17 protein-coding genes are annotated in these 16337 nt (G+C 75.2%); 14 read left to right on the top strand and 3 right to left on the bottom strand.

Annotation, left to right across the window (positions count from 1 at the left end):
* The first annotated feature begins 29 nt into the window (after positions 1-29).
* Complete coding sequence (locus tag AAH991_RS19195) at positions 30-1049, top strand: NAD-dependent epimerase/dehydratase family protein (protein WP_346227229.1); 1020 nt, start codon at positions 30-32, stop codon at positions 1047-1049.
* 1 nt (position 1050) lies between these two features.
* On the opposite strand, the gene AAH991_RS19190 is transcribed toward AAH991_RS19195, so the two are convergent.
* Positions 1051-2301 carry a hypothetical protein gene (locus AAH991_RS19190; protein WP_346227228.1) on the bottom strand — a complete coding sequence of 417 codons (1251 nt, stop codon included), beginning with the start codon at positions 2299-2301 and terminating at the stop codon, positions 1051-1053.
* A 92-nt stretch (positions 2302-2393) separates the two neighbouring features.
* Between AAH991_RS19190 and AAH991_RS19185 the strand changes: the two genes are divergently transcribed.
* The 4 genes from AAH991_RS19185 (at position 2394) to AAH991_RS19170 (ending at position 5955) form a co-directional block, all read left to right on the top strand.
* Positions 2394-3038: a glycosyltransferase family 2 protein gene (locus AAH991_RS19185; protein WP_182905429.1), complete on the top strand. Its 645-nt coding sequence runs from the start codon at positions 2394-2396 to the stop codon at positions 3036-3038.
* Positions 3035-3688: a TIGR04282 family arsenosugar biosynthesis glycosyltransferase gene (locus AAH991_RS19180; RefSeq protein ID WP_346227227.1), complete on the top strand. Its 654-nt coding sequence runs from the start codon at positions 3035-3037 to the stop codon at positions 3686-3688. Before AAH991_RS19185 ends, AAH991_RS19180 begins: the two co-directional genes overlap by 4 nt.
* Complete coding sequence (locus AAH991_RS19175; protein WP_346227226.1) at positions 3685-4305, top strand: methyltransferase domain-containing protein; 621 nt, start codon at positions 3685-3687, stop codon at positions 4303-4305. The genes AAH991_RS19180 and AAH991_RS19175 overlap by 4 nt, the downstream gene beginning before the upstream one ends.
* A gap of 216 nt (positions 4306-4521) precedes the next feature.
* Positions 4522-5955 carry a DUF2079 domain-containing protein gene (locus AAH991_RS19170; protein ID WP_346227225.1) on the top strand — a complete coding sequence of 478 codons (1434 nt, stop codon included), beginning with the start codon at positions 4522-4524 and terminating at the stop codon, positions 5953-5955.
* A 9-nt stretch (positions 5956-5964) separates the two neighbouring features.
* Here the strand turns inward: AAH991_RS19170 and AAH991_RS19165 are convergent, their stop codons facing one another.
* A complete protein-coding gene (locus AAH991_RS19165) occupies positions 5965-6708 on the bottom strand; it encodes an AraC family transcriptional regulator (protein WP_346227224.1) in 744 nt (247 codons plus the stop codon).
* A gap of 75 nt (positions 6709-6783) precedes the next feature.
* On the opposite strand from AAH991_RS19165, the gene AAH991_RS19160 reads away from it, so the two are divergent.
* Positions 6784-7941 carry an MFS transporter gene (locus AAH991_RS19160; protein WP_346227223.1) on the top strand — a complete coding sequence of 386 codons (1158 nt, stop codon included), beginning with the start codon at positions 6784-6786 and terminating at the stop codon, positions 7939-7941.
* Between the two features lie 23 nt (positions 7942-7964).
* Here the strand turns inward: AAH991_RS19160 and AAH991_RS19155 are convergent, their stop codons facing one another.
* A complete protein-coding gene (locus AAH991_RS19155; RefSeq protein ID WP_346227222.1) occupies positions 7965-8924 on the bottom strand; it encodes a UbiA family prenyltransferase in 960 nt (319 codons plus the stop codon).
* Between the two features lie 118 nt (positions 8925-9042).
* Between AAH991_RS19155 and AAH991_RS19150 the strand changes: the two genes are divergently transcribed.
* The 8 genes from AAH991_RS19150 to AAH991_RS19115 all read left to right on the top strand — a co-directional run bounded on the left by AAH991_RS19150 (position 9043) and on the right by AAH991_RS19115 (position 16304).
* On the top strand, positions 9043-10113 hold the full coding sequence (locus AAH991_RS19150) for a type III polyketide synthase (protein WP_346227221.1): 1071 nt from the start codon (positions 9043-9045) through the stop codon (positions 10111-10113).
* A gap of 10 nt (positions 10114-10123) precedes the next feature.
* Positions 10124-10684: an isoprenylcysteine carboxyl methyltransferase family protein gene (locus AAH991_RS19145; protein WP_346227220.1), complete on the top strand. Its 561-nt coding sequence runs from the start codon at positions 10124-10126 to the stop codon at positions 10682-10684.
* Positions 10681-11712, top strand: a complete 1032-nt coding sequence (locus tag AAH991_RS19140; RefSeq protein ID WP_346227219.1) for an NAD(P)/FAD-dependent oxidoreductase — start codon at positions 10681-10683, stop codon at positions 11710-11712. Before AAH991_RS19145 ends, AAH991_RS19140 begins: the two co-directional genes overlap by 4 nt.
* Positions 11713-11939: 227 nt before the next feature.
* On the top strand, positions 11940-12641 hold the full coding sequence (locus AAH991_RS19135) for a sensor histidine kinase (protein ID WP_346227218.1): 702 nt from the start codon (positions 11940-11942) through the stop codon (positions 12639-12641).
* A 523-nt stretch (positions 12642-13164) separates the two neighbouring features.
* The gene (gene lanKC / locus AAH991_RS19130) at positions 13165-15780 is read left to right on the top strand and encodes a class III lanthionine synthetase LanKC (protein WP_346227217.1); all 2616 of its coding nucleotides are present in this window, start codon (positions 13165-13167) and stop codon (positions 15778-15780) included.
* Positions 15777-15914, top strand: coding sequence for a SapB/AmfS family lanthipeptide (locus AAH991_RS19125; protein WP_346227216.1), 138 nt, complete (start codon positions 15777-15779; stop codon positions 15912-15914). The genes lanKC and AAH991_RS19125 overlap by 4 nt, the downstream gene beginning before the upstream one ends.
* Positions 15915-15984: 70 nt before the next feature.
* The gene (locus AAH991_RS19120; RefSeq protein WP_346227215.1) at positions 15985-16110 is read left to right on the top strand and encodes a SapB/AmfS family lanthipeptide; all 126 of its coding nucleotides are present in this window, start codon (positions 15985-15987) and stop codon (positions 16108-16110) included.
* Between the two features lie 68 nt (positions 16111-16178).
* Positions 16179-16304: a SapB/AmfS family lanthipeptide gene (locus AAH991_RS19115; protein WP_346227214.1), complete on the top strand. Its 126-nt coding sequence runs from the start codon at positions 16179-16181 to the stop codon at positions 16302-16304.
* Positions 16305-16337 lie beyond the last annotated feature (33 nt).

Genomic DNA, 16337 nt, shown 5'->3' with positions numbered 1-16337 from the left:
GCGGGGCGGGCCGTCGCTACCGTGGCGAGATGAAGATCATGGTCACCGGCTCGGCCGGCTTCATCGGTAGCCGTGTCGCCGCTCTGCTGCGGGACGCCGGGCACGAGGTTCGGGGCTTCGACCTGCGCGGCGGCGCGGGCGTCACCGCGGGTGACGTGCGGGACGAGGACGCCGTCGGCCGCGCGCTCGCCGGAGCCGACGCCGTCGTGCACCAGGCGGCCAAGGTCGGCCTCGGCGTCGACGTGTCCGACCTGCCGGCGTACGTGTCGGTCAACGCGCTCGGGACCGCGGTGCTGCTCGCCGCGATGGCGCGGCACGGGGTCGCCCGGCTGGTCCTGGCGTCGTCGATGGTGATCTACGGCGAGGGCGTCTACGACTGCGCGGAGCACGGCGCCGTGCGCCCCGGCCCCCGGGGCGTGGCGGACCTGGCGGCCGGCCGGTTCGAACCGGTGTGCCCGCGCTGCGGGCGGGCGGTGACGCCGGGAACCGTGGACGAGGACGTCCCGCCCGATCCGCGCAACGCGTACGCCACGAGCAAGCTCGCCCAGGAGCACCTGGCGGCCGGCTGGGCCCGCGAGACCGGCGGCGCGGCGATCGCCCTGCGGTACCACAACGTGTACGGGCCGGGCATGCCGCGCGACACCCCCTACTCGGGCGTGGCCGCGATCTTCCGGTCCGCGCTGGAGGCCGGGCGGGCTCCGCTGGTGTTCGAGGACGGCGGCCAGCGCAGGGACTTCGTCCACGTCGGGGACGTGGCGGCGGCCAACCTCGCCGCGCTCGGCGCGCTGGAGTCCGCCCCAGCCGGCGGGCTCCGCGCGTACAACGTGGCCAGCGGCGAGCCCCGCACGATCGGCGACCTGGCGGAGGCGCTCAGCGCGGCGCGCGGCGGGCCCGCCCCCGAGGTCACCGGCCGCTACCGGCTGGGCGACGTGCGGCACATCGTGGCCTCCCCGGACCGCGCCGCCGCCGATCTGGGCTTCCGGGCGCGGATCCGCTTCGCCGACGGCATGCGGGAGTTCGCGCACGCCCCGCTGGGGACGGCGGGCTGAGTCACCAGGGCGACCGGACGAACCCCTGCAGCAGCAGGGCGACCGCCGCCTGCGCGGCGAGCAGGCGGGAGTCCCGCGTGCGCCCTCCGAGGGCGGCGACCCACAGGGCGTACGGCAGCCAGATCCGCTCCACCTCGCCCCGGGTCACGCCGCTGACGTCGAGGGCGAGCACCGCGGCCAGCGCCGTCAGCGGCAGGATCGCGTCGCGGGACCGTCCCGGCGCCACGAGCCCGGCGGCGGTGGCGGGACCGGTGACCAGGGCGAGCACGGCCAGGTTCGCGACCAGGAAGTACAGGTACGGCCGGGCCGCGCCGGGGTCGGCCGCCCACTCGGCGTGGGTGGCCAGCACCCCCGCGGGCCACCAGAACCCCCCGGCGGCGAACAGGGCGCTCACCGCGGCCATCCCGGCCAGGCAGGCGGCCACGGTCGTCCGCGGCACTCCCACCGCGATCGCCGCGACGAGGGGGACGAGCAGGTACGGCACCAGGCCGTAGCTGAGGTAGGGCAGCGCGCCCAGGGCCAGCCCCGCGCCGAGGCCGAGCGCGACCCGGCCCGCCCGGCTCCGCGCGCCGAACACCAGCAGCGCCGTCCCCCACGCCCCCACGCCCGCGAAGAACGCGTCCATGGTCGTCGCGATCCACACCGCCGCCGGGGACAGGGCGAGGTACGGCAGCGCGCGCCGGGCCGCCTCCTCCCCCGCGACGCGCCACACGGCCAGCCCGATCGCGGCCGTGGCCGAGCACCCCGTCACGACCACGAGGACGGCGGCCCGGAACGGTCCCGGCAGCCCGGCGGCCGACAGCGTCCACAGCACCAGCACCGGCAGCGGCGGATGGCCGCGCACGTGCGTGGGGTAGGCCGGCAGGTCGCGGGTGAAACGGGCCAGCCAGCCGAGGGGGTCGTCGCCCACGGCCCCGAGCCCGGCCAGGTACTCCTGCGGGTGGGTGAACGGCCACGCCAGCCCTTCCCCCGACACGGCCAGCAGGACCGTCCAGGCGAGCGACGCGGCGAAGGCCGCCGCCAGTGCGGCGCGCATCGGCAGATGCGCGATCAGCCGGGGCAGCACGGGGACCGCGACCACGGCGAAGGCCGCCGCCGGGAGCAGCGCGGCCGTGGGCAGGCGCGCCAGCGCGTGCAGCGGCGGGAGGTGGTCGATGCGCAGCACGCCTCGGGCGTGCAGCAGGCCGCCCACCGCGAACGCGCCCGCCACCAGCGCCGCCCAGGCCGCCAGTGCCCGCCGTCGTGTCGTCACGGCCCACAGGCTAGGTTCGCCGGCGGCCGCCCACCCCCGCCGTAGTCACTTCGTAAGAACTGCGCGGCGCCGGCGGCCCTAGCTTCTGCGGCATGCAGATCGATGTGGTGCTTCCCTGCCTCGACGAGGCGGCGGCGCTGCCCTGGGTGCTCGGCCGGATGCCGGACGGCTGCCGCGCCATCGTGGTGGACAACGGGTCCACGGACGGGTCGGCCGAGGTCGCCGCCCGGCACGGCGCGCTCGTGGTGACCGAGCCGCGGCCGGGCTTCGGCGCCGCCTGCCACGCGGGCCTCACCGCGGCGACCGCCCCCGTCGTGTGCTTCATGGACGCCGACGCCTCCCTCGACCCCCGGCAGGTGCCGTACGTCGCGGAGGGGGTGGTGAGCGGCGCCGCCGACCTCGTGCTGGGCCGCCGCAGGCCCGTCACCGGGTCGGCGTGGCCCGCGCACGCCCGGCTGGGCAACCGGGTGCTCGCCTGGCGGCTGCGCCGCCGCACCGGCGCCCCGCTGCACGACCTCGGCCCGATGCGGGCGGCCCGCCGTACGGCGCTGCTCGCCCTGGACCTGCGGGACCGGCGGTTCGGCTACCCGCTGGAGATGGTGCTGCGGGCGAGCGAGGCGGGCTGGCGCGTCGGCGAGGTCGAGGTGGACTACCTGCCGAGGGTGGGCCGGTCCAAGGTGACCGGGACCGTCCGCGGCACCGTCAGGACCGTGCGGGACATGTGGCGGGCGGCGTGAGGGCCGCGGCCTCGGCGCAGCTCGTCGTCATCGCCAAGTCGCCCGTGCCCGGGGCGGTCAAGACCCGGCTCACGCCGCCCTACAGCGCGCGGGAGGCCGCCGCGCTCGCGGAGGCGGCGCTGCGCGACACCCTGGCGGCCGTCGCCGCCGCCCCCGCCGCGCGCCGGGTGCTGGCCCTGCTCGGCGAGCCGGGGCCGTGGCTGCCCGCGGGGTGCGACGTGGTCGCGCAGCGCGGGGACGACCTGGCCGCACGGCTGGCCGCCGCCTTCGCCGACGCCTGGGCGGCCCTGCCCGTCCCGCCGGTGCTGATCGGCATGGACACCCCGCAGGTCACTCCCGCTCTGCTGGCCGAGGCGGGGCGGCTGCTGGGCGAGCACGAGGTCGTGGTCGGCCCGGCCGCCGACGGCGGGTTCTGGCTGCTCGGGCAGCGCAGGCCCGACCCCGCCCTGCTGGCCGGGCTGCCGATGTCCCGGCCCGACACCGGCGCGCTGCTGATGGAGCGGATCCGCGCCGCGGGCGTGCGGGCCGCCCTGCTGCCCGAGCTGACCGACGTGGACACCGCCGCCGACGCGCGCGCGGTGGCCGCGCTGGCCCCCTCCTCGCGGTTCGCGGCGACGCTGGCGGCCCTCGGCACGGACGTCCCCGCGTGATCGGGCCCCTGTACGCCGAGTCGCTGGACGGCGCGCGGGTCGAGGTCGAGTCGGCGGACGGCGGGACGTGGCCGCTGGAGGCGTGGCGGTGGATCGACGGCGCGGAGGGGGACGAGGCGATGCTCGCCCGCTGCGCCGACCCCACGCTCGACGTGGGCTCGGGACCGGGGCGGCTGACCGTGGCCCTGACGAGGCGGGGGGTGCGGGCGCTCGGCATCGACGTGACTCCCCGGGCGGTCCGGCTCACCCGTCTCGCCGGCGGGCGGGCCCTGTGCCGTGACGTCTTCGGGCATGTGCCCGGCGCCGGCCGCTGGGGCACGGTGCTGCTGGCCGACGGCAACATCGGCATCGGCGGCGACCCCGACGCCCTGCTGCGCCGGGTCCGCGAGCTGCTGCGGCCCGGCGGCGAGGTCGTCGCCGAGCTCGATTCACCCGGCACCGCGACCCGTACGGAGCGGGTCCGGCTGCGCCGGGAGGGCAGGGCCACCGCGTGGTTCGCCTGGGGGCGGGTCAGCGTGTCGGACATCGGCCCGCTCGCGGGGCGCACCGGCTTCCGCCCGGTGGAGACGTGGAGCGAGGCCGGCCGCTGGTTCTCCGTCCTGACCCCGCACCGGTGAGGCGGGCCGGAGCTTTGCCGGCCGATGAGGGGAAACGGGGCGGCGGTCCCGGTCCGTGCGGCGGCGCCGCCGATAGCCTGCGCGGAAAGCAGGCGGAAGCGGACGACACCAATGCCCGGGATCGCGCGGATTGTCACCTGGATGATTGCAGGCCCGTCGCGGGCACGGGATCGAGGCCTCGCCCGCCGGGGCCCCACCGCCGGAGAACGGGCGGGCGTGAGGTGGACCGGCGCGGACCTCGCCTTCGTCTGCGCCCTCACCGTCGCGGCGGCGGCGCTCTACGCGTTCTATTCGTGCCTGAGGCTGGCGCGTTTCCGGGCGGGCGCCTACGACCTGGTGATATTCGACCAGGCGATCCGCTCGTACGCGCGTCTCCAGCCGCCGGTCTCGATGCTGAAGGGAGTGCACAACGGGTTCGGGCCGGGGTTCTGCGTGCTCGGCGACCACTGGTCTCCGGCGCTCGCGCTGCTGGCGCCGCTGTACCGGATCCACGACGGGCCCGCGACCCTGCTCGTCGCGCAGGCCGTTCTCCTCGCGCTGTCGATCCCGTTCGTGTGGGCGTACGCCTTCCGCGCTTCCTCGGCGGTCACGGCCGGACGGCGCGTGGCCCATCCCGTCGCGGTCGCCTACGCCCTGTCGTGGCCGATCATCGAGGCCGTGGCCTTCGACTTCCACGAGGTGGCGTTCGTGCCACTGCTCACGGCGGCCATGCTGGAGCGGCACCGGGCCGGGCACAGGCGGGCGGCGCTCCTCGCGGGGCTGGCCCTTCTCCTGGTCAAGGAGGACATGGGCCTGCTGCTGGCCGGGTTCGGGCTGTTCCTCCTCACCCGCCGCGGCGACCGGATCACGGGGGCGCTGCTCGTCGCGGGCGGCGCGGCCGCGACCCTGGTGGCGACGGGCATCCTCATCCCGCACTTCGGGGGCAGGGCCGACTATTACTGGGCGTACTGGACGCTGGGTCCGGACCTCCCCCGGGCCGTGGTGCGTGCCGTCACGCGCCCGGGCGACGTCGCCGCGCTGCTCGCCGACCCGCCGCTGAAGCTGCGGACGCTCGTGCTGACGCTGGCTCCCGTGCTGTTCACCGCCGCGCTGTCCCCGCTGGGGCTGGCTCTGCTGCCGCCGCTGGTGGAACGCATGCTCGCCAGCACCTACCCGAACTGGTGGACGCCGCGGTACCACTACACGGCCTTCGTCGTCGCGGTGGTCTTCGCCGCCGGGGCCGACGGCGCGCTGCGGGCGGCCTCGCGTTCTCCCGGAAGGGCCGGGGTGCTCCTGCGGGGGTGGGCGCTGCTGGCGCTCGCCGTCGCGTTCGCGCTCGTGCCGTTCTTCTCGTTCGGCGCGCTGTTCACGCCCGGCTTCTACGTGGAGACCGCCCGGACCCGGGCGGCCGGGCGGGCCGTCGCGGCCGTGCCGGACGGCGCGCTGGTCGAGGCGGCCGACTCCCTCGCCGCGGCCCTGTCGCCGCGTACGCGGACCCTGCTGTGGGACCGCACGCCGCGCGGGGCGCCGTGGGTCGCCGCCGACGTGGGCGCCAGGGCGTTCCCCTTCGGCTCGGTCCACGCGCAGGTGGCCCGGGTCGAGGCCCTGCGTGAGCGGGGCTACCGGGTGGTGTTCCGGGAGGCCGGATACGTGGTGCTCACCCGGCCGTAGCCGGCCGCCTCACGCGCGCACGTACGCGTGCGGGGTCGTGCCGAAGGCGTGCTTGAACGACTGGATGAAGGCGCTCGGACCGCTGTAACCGCAGGCGGCGGCCGTCGAGGTCACCGATCGGCCGCCGGCCAGCAGGATGAGCGCGTGATGCAGCCGCAGCTGGGTCCGCCACTGCGGGAAGCTCATGCCGGTCTCCGCCCGGAACAGCCTGCTGAGCGTGCGTTCGGACGCGCCCACGACCGCGCCGAGCGCGGCGAGCGTCCGGCCGTCCGCCGGGTCCGCCTCCAGGATCGCGGCCACGTCGCGCAGCCGGGGATCGGACGGCGTCGGCAGGCACAGCGGCAGCGCCTCGACCTCGCGGAGCTGGTCGAGCAGCACGCGTTCCAGGTTGGCCCGCTGCCGCTCGGTCGGCTCGTCGTCGCCGGTCAGGGCGACCACCACCTCCCGCAGCAGCGGCGTGATCGCCAGGACCGTGGGCCGGTCCAGCCGCAGCGGGTTGACCGGGGGATCGAAGATCAGCGCCCGCATCTCGGTCGGCCCGTACGCCTCGTGCGCGTGCGCCACCCCCGCCGGTATCCACACGCCCCGATGCGGCGGCACCACCCAGTCGCCGAGCGGGGTCGAGATCCGCAACACTCCGCGGTGCGGATGGATGAGCTGGTGCGAGGCGTGGTCGTGCCAGTCGATGCGCTGGCGGTGGGCCAGCGGCACGCGGGACGGGCCGCCGCTCGCGGGATGGCGGGTTGCCGACATGACTCGGCAGAGTATCGCTAGTTCGCCGACTCGGTCCTCCGGGATGCTCGACGGAGCCTCTCGAGGAGACGATCAGTGACAGAGACAACCGTTTCGGCGCCGGCGGCGCGGGCGACGTCCGCGTGGCGGCGCATGTGGCTGTGGGCGGCCGCGCACGCCGTCGACGACCTCTACCAGGGACTGGTGCCGGCCTGTGTGCCCTATTTCGTGCTCGACCGGCACTACGGCTACGTGGCGGCCTCCGGGCTGACGCTGGCCGCGGCGCTGGGCAGTTCGATCCCGCAGCCGTTCATCGGCCTCGCGGTCGACCGTTTCCGCCTCGGCTGGCTGGCCGCCGCCGGCGTCGCGCTGGCCGGCCTCGGCCTCGGGCTGTCCGGGCTGGTGGAGCCGTACGCCGCGGTCTGGACCCTCGTCCTGCTGTCCGGGCTCGGGGTGGCCATGTTCCACCCGGCGGCGGGCAAGGGGGCCAGGGAGACGGCGGGAGACAGCGCCACGGCGATGAGCGTCTTCGCGGCGGGCGGGAGCGTCGGCTTCTTCCTCGCGCCGGTGCTGGCCACGCCCGCCCTGATCTCGATGGGCGTCGGCGCCACGGCGCTGTTCATCCCGCCGGCGCTGCTCGTCGCGTTCGCGCTGCTCAGGAAGCGGCCCTCGGCCCGGGCGGCCGCCGCCGGCACCCGCGCCGGCGCCGACAGGTGGGCGCCCTTCATGGTCCTCACCGGCGTCGAGATCGTCAGGTCGGTGACGTTCTTCGGCGTGCTCACCTTCATCGAGCTGTTCTGGATCAGGCACCTGGGGGCCGGACGCGGCGTCGCGGGCACGGCGCTGGCCTGCTTCCTGGTCGGCGGGGTCGCGGGCACGCTGACCGGGGGGCGCCTCGCCGACCGGATCGGGCTCGTGCGGACCGTGCAGATCGGCGGCCTGCTGGCCATACCGGCGCTCGCCGGGCTGCGTCTGCTGCCGGGGCCCTACCTGCCGCTGCTGTTCGCCGTGCTGGCGGGCATCGCGATCAACATCCCGTTCGCCGTGCTGGTCAAGCTGGGACAGGACTACCTGCCGAACCGGCCGGGCACCGCGGCCGGTGTCACGCTCGGGCTCGCTGTGAGCGTCGGCGGGCTCGCCGCACCGGTGCTGGGCGTCGCGGCGGAGGCGTACGGCCCGCAGGGCGTTTTCACGATCCTCTGCGTGGTGCCGGTCGCGGCCGTGGCGCTGGGGCTGTTCCTCCCCCGAAGGTGACGCCCGCCGGGCGCTCGCCCGCCTCAGCCTCCGGTGACGACGCCCGGTGTGGCGGCCAGCAGCAGGACGTCGATGCCCGCGGCGCCGATCGCGGCGGCGAAGGGCGCCCGGGGCACGCGCCGCCCGAGCAGCAGGCCGGCCGCGGCGCACGCGGCCACCCCCGCGAGCGCGAGCCATCGGGCCGGGCCGGCCGGTCCCGGCGGCCCGGCCACCAGGAGCACGGACGCGGCCAGCAGCGGCAGCGGCAGGACGGCCCGCACCCGGGCGGCGCCGAGACGCTGCGGCCAGCCGCGCACTCCCGTGGCGACGTCCGTCTCGATGTCGGGCAGCACGTTGGCGAGGTGCGCCGCGCAGCCGAGCAGCGCCGCGGCGAGCACCGCCCACCACGCCGGCGGCACGGCGCCCGGCATTCCTGCCGTCACGAACACCGGCACCACGCCGAACCCCGCGGCGTACGGCGCCCACGAGGCAGCCGTGCCCTTGAGCCACAGGTTGTACGCCCAGGCCGCGGCCACGGCGAACAGGTGCGTAGCCCCGGCGACCGGGCCGCAGGCCAGCGAGAGCGGCACGCAGGCCGCCAGCGCGGCGAACGCCGCGGCGCGCACCGTGCGCGCGGTCACCAGGCCCGCGACGATCGGCTTGGCGGCCCGCGCCGCCGCGGCGTCCCTGGCGGCGTCCACGGCGTCGTTGCACCAGCCCACGGACAACTGGCCGCTCAGCACGGCGAGAGCCGCGAGCGCGGTCCCCGCCGGGCCCCACCCGGCGAGCGCCACGAGCGCCGTGACCAGGGCGGTCACCGCCGCGGCCGGACCCGGATGGCACGCCAGGGCCAGCCCGGTCACCGTCCGCCGCGGCCCGGCCGGCGGCTCGCCCGCGGCGTCCGCCGGGGCGGTGCCGCCGGGACGCGCGCCGCGACCCGGCGCGGCGGCGCCCGGGCCGGTCGCGGGCGCCGTTTCGTCGGGAAGGGCCCCTGAGCCGGTCACGACCCCGAGCGTAACCGGACCTTACGGATGCGGATCATCATCGAGCTCGGAGGGTATGCGGCGGCCCTCAACGGGCAAGAGGGACTTGTCACGATTTTCGCCAGCCCGAGGATGTGAGATGACGCGGATCGCGGCCGTCCACGGTGTCGTCCCCCCTCATCGCCACTCGCAGGCGGAGATCGCGGACGCCCTGGCGAGGGTGTGTCTTCCTCCGGGCGCCGACCGCCGGCTTCTCGACAGGCTGCACGCCGGCGCCCGGGTTGAGCACCGCAACCTGGTGCTGCCGCTCGACCAGTACGGCAAGCTCGACGGTTTCGGCGCGGCCAACGACCTGTTCATCGAGGCCGCGCTCGACCTGGGCGCGCAGGCCGTGACGGCGGCGCTGGACGCGGCCGGCCTCACCCCCGCGGACGTCGACATGATCATGTGCACGTCGGTCACCGGCGTCGCCGCGCCGTCGCTGGACGCCCGGCTGGTGAACCGGATCGGGCTGCGCCCGGACGTCAAGCGGGTGCCGGTGTTCGGCCTCGGATGCGTGGCGGGCGCGGCGGGGATCGGCCGGCTGCACGACTACCTGCGCGGCTGGCCCGCTCACGTGGCGGTGCTGCTCTCGGTCGAGCTGTGCTCCCTCACCCTGCAGCGCGACGACACCTCCACGGCCAACCTCGTGGCGGGCGCCCTGTTCGGGGACGGCGCCGCCGCCGTGGTCGCGTACGGGGACGACCGCGAGCCGCCCGTGGCGGACGGCGTCGCGGGACCCGCGGTCGTCGCGACGCGCAGCCGTCTGTATCCCGGTTCCGAACGCGTGATGGGCTGGGACGTCCGCGACAGCGGCTTCCGGGTGGTGCTCGACGCCGGGGTGCCCGACGTCGTCCGCGCGCACCTGGGCGACGACGTGCACGGGTTCCTCGCCGACCACGGCCTGACCGCCGGCGACGTCACCGCCTGGGTCTGCCACCCCGGCGGCCCCAAGGTGCTGGAGGCCGTCGCGGAGACGCTCGCGCTGCCGGACGGCGCGCTCGACCTCACCTGGCGGTCGCTGGCCGCCAACGGCAACCTGTCGTCCGCCTCGGTGCTGCACGTGCTGCGCGACACCCTCACCCTGCGGCCACCGCCGCCGGGCACCCCGGGCCTGCTGCTGGCGATGGGCCCGGGATTCTGCTCCGAACTGGTCCTGCTGCGCTGGTAGGGAGACCCCCGTGTCGCTCTCGTACGCGCTGCTCGTCGCGCTCGTCGCGGTGGAGCGGCTCGCCGAACTCGTCGTCGCGCGCCGCAACGCCCGCTGGAGCCTCGCCCGGGGCGGGGTGGTGTACGGGCAGGGCCACTATCCCTGGATGGTCGCCCTGCACACCGGCCTGCTGGCCGGATGCCTGCTGGAGGTGTGGCTGGCGGACCGGCCGTTCGTCCCGGGCCTGGGCTGGCCGATGTTCGGGCTGGTCCTGGCCGCGCAGGGGCTGCGCTGGTGGTGCGTCACCACGCTGGGCCCGCAGTGGAACACGCAGGTCGTCGTCGTGCCCGGCATGCCGCTCGTGCGGCGCGGGCCGTACCGGTTCGGCTGGCTGCGCCACCCCAACTACGTCGCGGTGGCGGTGGAGGGCGCGGCGCTGCCGCTCGTGCACTCGGCCTGGCTGACCGCACTGGTTTTCACCGTGCTCAACGTGCCGCTCATGGCCGTGCGCCTGCGCTGCGAGAACGCCGCGCTCGCCACCGCCGCCCCCGGTCCCGCAGCCCGTGACGCGGGGGCGGGGACCGCGGCGTGATCGACGTGCTGGTCGCCGGTGGCGGGCCCGCCGGGCTGGCCACCGCCGTCCACGCGGCCCTGGCCGGCATGGAGGCGGTCGTGGTCGAGCCGCGGCCCGTCCCGGTCGACAAGGCGTGCGGCGAGGGGCTGATGCCCAGCGGCGCCGCCGCGCTGGCCGATCTCGGGGTGGCGATGCCGGACGGCAGGCCGTTCCTCGGCATCCGCTACGTGGACGGGCGGCACCGGGTGCAGGCGGAGTTCCGGGACGGCCCCGGGCTGGGCGTGCGCCGCACGGCGCTGCACGCCGCGCTCGCCCTCCGCGCGCGGGAGCTCGGCGTCCGCGTCGTGCCCGGGCGGGTGGAGGTGCCGCACGCCGCCGGCGAGGCCGTCCGCGTGGAGCTGACGGGCGGAGCCGTGCTCGGCGCGCGGTGGCTGGTCGCCGCCGACGGGCTGCACTCGCCGATCAGGGCGCGGCTCGGCCTGGAACTGCCCGCCGCGGGTCCCCGCCGGTACGGCCTGCGCCGCCACTACCGGGTCGCGCCGTGGACGGACTTCGTGGAGGTGCACTGGGCTCCGGGCGGCGAGGCGTACGTCACGCCGGTGGGCGACGACCTGGTCGGCGTGGCGGTGCTGAGCGGCGAGCGGCGGACCTACGACGAGCACCTGGCCGAGTTCCCCGGTCTGCTCGCCCGGCTGGACGGCCCGCCCGTCACCCCCGTGCGCGGGGCGGGACCGCTGCGCCAGCGGGTGCGGCGGCGGGTGGCCGGGCGGGTGCTGCTCGTCGGCGACGCGGCGGGCTACGTGGACGCGCTCACCGGCGAGGGGATCTCTCTCGCGCTGCTGTCGGCCCGCGCGCTGGTCGGCTGTCTGCGGGCGGGCCGCCCCGAGGACTACGAGATCGCCTGGCGGCGCCTGTCGTGGCGTTCCCGGCTGCTGACGGCCGCGCTCGTGCGGGCCCGGCGGCAGCCCTTCGCGGCCCGGATGATCGTGCCGGCCGCGCGGCGCCTGCCCGTGGTCTTCGAGGCGGCGGTGCGGGCGCTCGCCTGACCCCGGTGTGACCGAAACAGGCAGGGGCCCGGAATTGTTACAGCCGGATTCACAGTTGATGAACGCCCGTTTTTAGGACGCCCCTGGCAACCCCTATATGCAGTGGTAATAGAACCTCCTTCGACACCAATGAAGTAGCCATATTTCGTGACCGGTATGCAAAGATCTAACGTGTGCATCTAATGGCGAGGCCGATGTTACGGCGAGGATGACTGGAGGGTCGTTACTTGCCTCACTTCGCCCTCATCGCCCTGCTCGTCCTGCTCGGTACGCTCCTGATCGCCGCGCTGGTGATCCTCGCGGTCCGCCTGCGCCGGCTGCGCACCATGCAGGCCGAGGCCGTACGGCAGGCGGCGGCGGAAGCGCGCGAGCAGTTCGGCCGCGACGTGCACGACCTCGTGAGCAGCCGCCTGTGGCTGGCCACCCTGCGCAGCGAACTCGCCTACCGGCTCGCCGACGACGACAGCCCCCTGCGACCGGCGCTCGCCGACGTGGTGCAGGCCATCCGCCAGGCGTCCGCCGACATCCGCAACGTGACCCGCTCCTTCCGGGACGTCTCACTCGCCTCAGAACTGGCCAACGCGCGGGCCGTGCTCCGGGCGTACGGCACCGACTGCAAGATCGAGGTCGCGGACGCGGAGCTGGGCGACGAGGTGAGCGCGGTGCTCGCGATCACGGTGCGGGAGGCGGTGACCAACGTCCTGCGCCACAGCAGGGCGACCCTGTGCACGATCGAGATCGTCGTGCGGAGCGGCGTGGTGACGCTCACCATCGCCAACGACGGCGTCGATCCCTCCGTCCCGCCGGGCGACGGCAACGGCCTGGACAACCTGCGCAACCGGGCGGCGGCGCTCGACGGCATGGTGGGAACGATCCTCGACCCGGACGGCTGGTTCCGCATCATCGTCGAGATTCCCCGCAGGGGCTGAGACCGCCGCTGACGGCGGCCGGGATCACCCGGCCCGCCGCCTCCGGCGCCCACGGCGCCTCGCTCGGCTTCCGCCGCGCCGCGCGCCGCCTTCCGGCCGCCCCCTGCCCGGGCCTCCGCGAACCCGGGCGCGCCGGCATTCCTGTCCAGTCGCGTGCGGCCCGCGCGCCCGCTCCCGGCTTCCGGGGCCCCGGCAGTCCACCGGCCCATCCGCGGCCCGGGCCCCTTTGCGCGACTCCGATCGCCGCCGTGCGCGCGGCGACGGGACCCGGCGCCCGGCGCCTGATCGCCGCCCTGCGCCACCCCTTTCGGCGGCGGGCGGGCGCCGCGCGCCCTTGACCAGCGATCTGACCAGATGGTCCCCGCGACGTCCCGGACACGGCCGTGAATGGCATCACCACCCACCCATGACCACGTCACGGTTCGTTATGTGCAGATTTCACATAGCGCAGTTGACGGGCGTAACTTGGCCCTTCTCGTTATTTCCGGAATTCTTTGACGTGACCGGCCTAAGGGGACATCTGGTGATTAGTAAGTACGAGATTTACTGCCTCGCAGATCCCTTGTTCTACGACAAGCTCGACAGCAAGCGCGCGGAGCATCCCGACTTCGCGATCGCCGCCCGGCCCGCGCCCGAGGGATGGGCCCATCTTGCGACCGACACCTGGCTGCACTACGCGCCGATCGGCGCCAGGCTGCCCAGCCAGGGATGGAAGATCCACATCTCGTCCTCCCTGGCGGAGGCGGAGCGGGTGATAGCGGCGGCCTGGGACTACTGCGCGCCGCGCGGGCTGGCCTTCAAATTCCTGCGCGGCCGGCGCGTGATGACCATGCAGAACTCCAAGTACGCGTTCCGCGGGTCAAGCGGCAAGCTGGTCACCATCTACCCCGTCGACGAGGCCCAGCTGGAGCTGACGCTCAAGGAGCTCGCCGAGATCCTGGACGGCGTCGAGGGCCCGTACATCCTCAGCGACCTGCGTTACGGCGACGGCCCCCTGTTCGTCCGGTACGGCGGCTTCGCCGAGCGCCACTGCCTGGACGACAGCGGCGAGCGGGTGCTCGCGATCGAGGACGCCGACGGCAACCTCGTCCCCGACGTGCGCGGCCCGGCGTTCGCCCTGCCCTCCTGGGTGACCCTGCCGGCGTTCCTCGAACCACACCTGGCCGCCCGCAACGCGGTGACGCTCGAAGGCGTGCCGTACGACGTGGAGAGCGTGCTGCACTTCTCCAACGGCGGCGGCGTGTACCTCGGGCGCGACAGGCGCACCGGCGAGAAGGTGGTGCTGAAGGAGGCCCGTCCGCACGCCGGGCTCGACGTCGAGGGACGTGACGCCGTCACCCGCCTGCGGCACGAGGCCGCGATCATGGAACGCCTGGCCGGCCTCGACGCCGTGCCGGCGCTGCGCGACTACTTCACGGTCGGCGAGCACCACTTCCTGGTGCAGGAGTACATCGACGGCACCTCGCTCAGCCAGCTCATCGCCCAGAAGCACCCCCTGACCCGGGCCGACCGCACGCCCGAGATGACCGCGGACTACGCCGGGTGGGCCGTCGGGATGCTCGCCAAGGTGCGCGCGGCGGTCTCGGCGCTGCACGAGCGCGGCGTGGTGTTCGGCGACCTGCATCCCTTCAACATCCTGGTCGAGGGCGAGCGGGTGGTGCTGATCGACTTCGAGGTCTCCTCGCCGATCGAGGAGCGCAGGCGGCCCACGCTCGCCAACCCCGGTTTCATGCCGCCACGCGGACTGGCCGGAGCCGAGGCCGACGAGTACGCGCTGGCCTGCCTGCACCTGGGCGTGTTCGCCCCGATGACCACCATGCTCCTGCAGGTCCACCGGCCCAAGGCCGCCCAGCTCGGCCGGCTGATCACCGAGACGTTCCCGGTGCCTCCCGCGCTGATCGAGGGAGCCGTACGGACCATCCTCGGGCAGGACCCGCCCGCGGCCGAGCCGAGTCTGCTCCCGCGGCCGGGCCGGATGAGGGAGGACTGGCCCGCGGTCCGGGAGGCGCTGGCCAGGGCGATCCTCGCCTCGGCGACACCGGACCGCGAGGACCGGCTGTTCCCCGGCGACATCGTCCAGTTCGAGCCGGGCGGCGGCGTGAGCTTCGCCAACGGCGCGGCCGGCGTCCTGTACACGCTGGCGGCGACCGGGGCCGGACGGTTCCCCGAGCACGAGGAGTGGCTCGTCCGGCAGGCCGCCAAGCCCGGCGTCGGGATCGGCTTCTACAACGGCCTGCACGGCGTGGCGTACGCGCTGGAGGCTCTCGGCCGCCGCCGGGACGCGCTCGACGTGGCCGAGCGCTGCGTGCGGCAGCCGGGGGAAGGGCTCGACCTGAGTCTCTACCGGGGCCTGTCCGGCATCGCCCTCGCCCTGATGCACCTGCACGACAGGACCGGTGAGCCGGAGTTCCGCGACCGGGCGGCGCGCGTCGTGGCGGAGGTGGCCGACCGCCTCGGCGGCCCGGACGACGTGCCCGAGATCAGCGGCGGCCGGTACCCGCACGCGGGCCTGATGTACGGCTCGTCGGGACCCGCCCTGATGTTCCTGCACGCCTACGAGCGCACCGGCGACCCCGGGCTGCTCGACCTCGCGGCCACCGCGCTGCGGCAGGACCTGCGCCGGTGCGTCGGCCGCGAGGACGGCCAGCTCCAGGTGCAGCAGGGCTGGCGCACCAACCCCTACCTCGACGAGGGGTCGGCCGGCATCGGCCTGGTGCTGGACCGCTATCTCGCCCACCGGCACGACGAGACCCTCGCCGAGTCGCTCGCCGCCATCCGGTCGGTGCTGACGCTGCCGTACTACGTCCAGTCGGGCCTGTTCGCCGGCCGGGCCGGCATGATCGCCTGCCTGGCGTCCTGCAGCAGCCCCGACCCGCGGGCCGCCGAGGCGCAGATCGCCCGGCTGGCCTGGCACGAGCTTCCCCATCGGGGCGGGCTGGCCTTCCCCGGGGCCCAGTTGCTCCGTCTGTCGATGGACCTCGCCACAGGGAGCGCCGGAGTGCTGCTCGCACTCGGCACCGCGCTGCACGACGAGCCGGTCCGTCTCCCGTTCCTCGAGCCCCCCGGACGGCCCCAGGCGCAGGCCCCCCTGCGTACCGCCGCCGGGTCCCGCATCCCGACCAGCACCGGAAGGAGGTGAACACACCCATGGCGCTCCTCGACCTTCAGACCCTCGAGACCCCCGGCGGCGGCGGTGACTACCCCGGCAGCAACATCAGCCTGCTCGGCTGCACCCCGCACGAGAACAGCAGCCTCAGCATCGTCTGCGGCTGACGGACCCTCCGGCGAACACGATCTTCAGCCTCATCCGGGCTGGCTCATCCATACAAGGGAGATGATCGAAATGGCGCTTCTCGACCTGCAGACCCTCGAGGCCCCGACCGAGCGCGGCGGCGACCACGGGAGCAACGTGTCCCTGCTGGGCTGCACCCCGCACGAGAACAGCAGCCTGAGCATCGTCTGCGGCTGACGACCATCCGGACCACGAACATCGGCCTCAACCGGGGCTGACGGCACTCATACAAGGAGATGATCGAAATGGCGCTTCTCGACCTGCAGACCCTCGAGGTTCCCGGCGGCCACGAGGGCGGCGGCGGCAGCAACCTGTCCCTGCTGGCCTGCACCCCGCACGAGAACAGCAGCCTCAGCCTCATCTGCGGCTGATAGCACGCGCAACGGAGTCCTGGGCGGTCGTCG

The sequence above is a fragment of the Microbispora sp. ZYX-F-249 genome (genome assembly GCF_039649665.1).
Classification (GTDB): Bacteria; Actinomycetota; Actinomycetes; order Streptosporangiales; family Streptosporangiaceae; genus Microbispora; species Microbispora maris.
Note: the sequence above shows the minus strand (reverse complement) of the source record. Positions and strands in the feature narration are given on the sequence as shown.

Excerpts from the sequence above, each read along its gene's own strand:
- AAH991_RS19165 (WP_346227224.1), bottom strand. The coding sequence starts at position 6,708 with ATGTCGGCAACCCGCCATCCCGCGAGCGGCGGCCCGTCCCGCGTGCCG.
- AAH991_RS19150 (WP_346227221.1), top strand. The coding sequence starts at position 9,043 with ATGACGCGGATCGCGGCCGTCCACGGTGTCGTCCCCCCTCATCGCCAC.
- AAH991_RS19195 (WP_346227229.1), top strand. The coding sequence starts at position 30 with ATGAAGATCATGGTCACCGGCTCGGCCGGCTTCATCGGTAGCCGTGTC.
- AAH991_RS19185 (WP_182905429.1), top strand. The coding sequence starts at position 2,394 with ATGCAGATCGATGTGGTGCTTCCCTGCCTCGACGAGGCGGCGGCGCTG.
- AAH991_RS19115 (WP_346227214.1), top strand. The coding sequence starts at position 16,179 with ATGGCGCTTCTCGACCTGCAGACCCTCGAGGTTCCCGGCGGCCACGAG.
- AAH991_RS19120 (WP_346227215.1), top strand. The coding sequence starts at position 15,985 with ATGGCGCTTCTCGACCTGCAGACCCTCGAGGCCCCGACCGAGCGCGGC.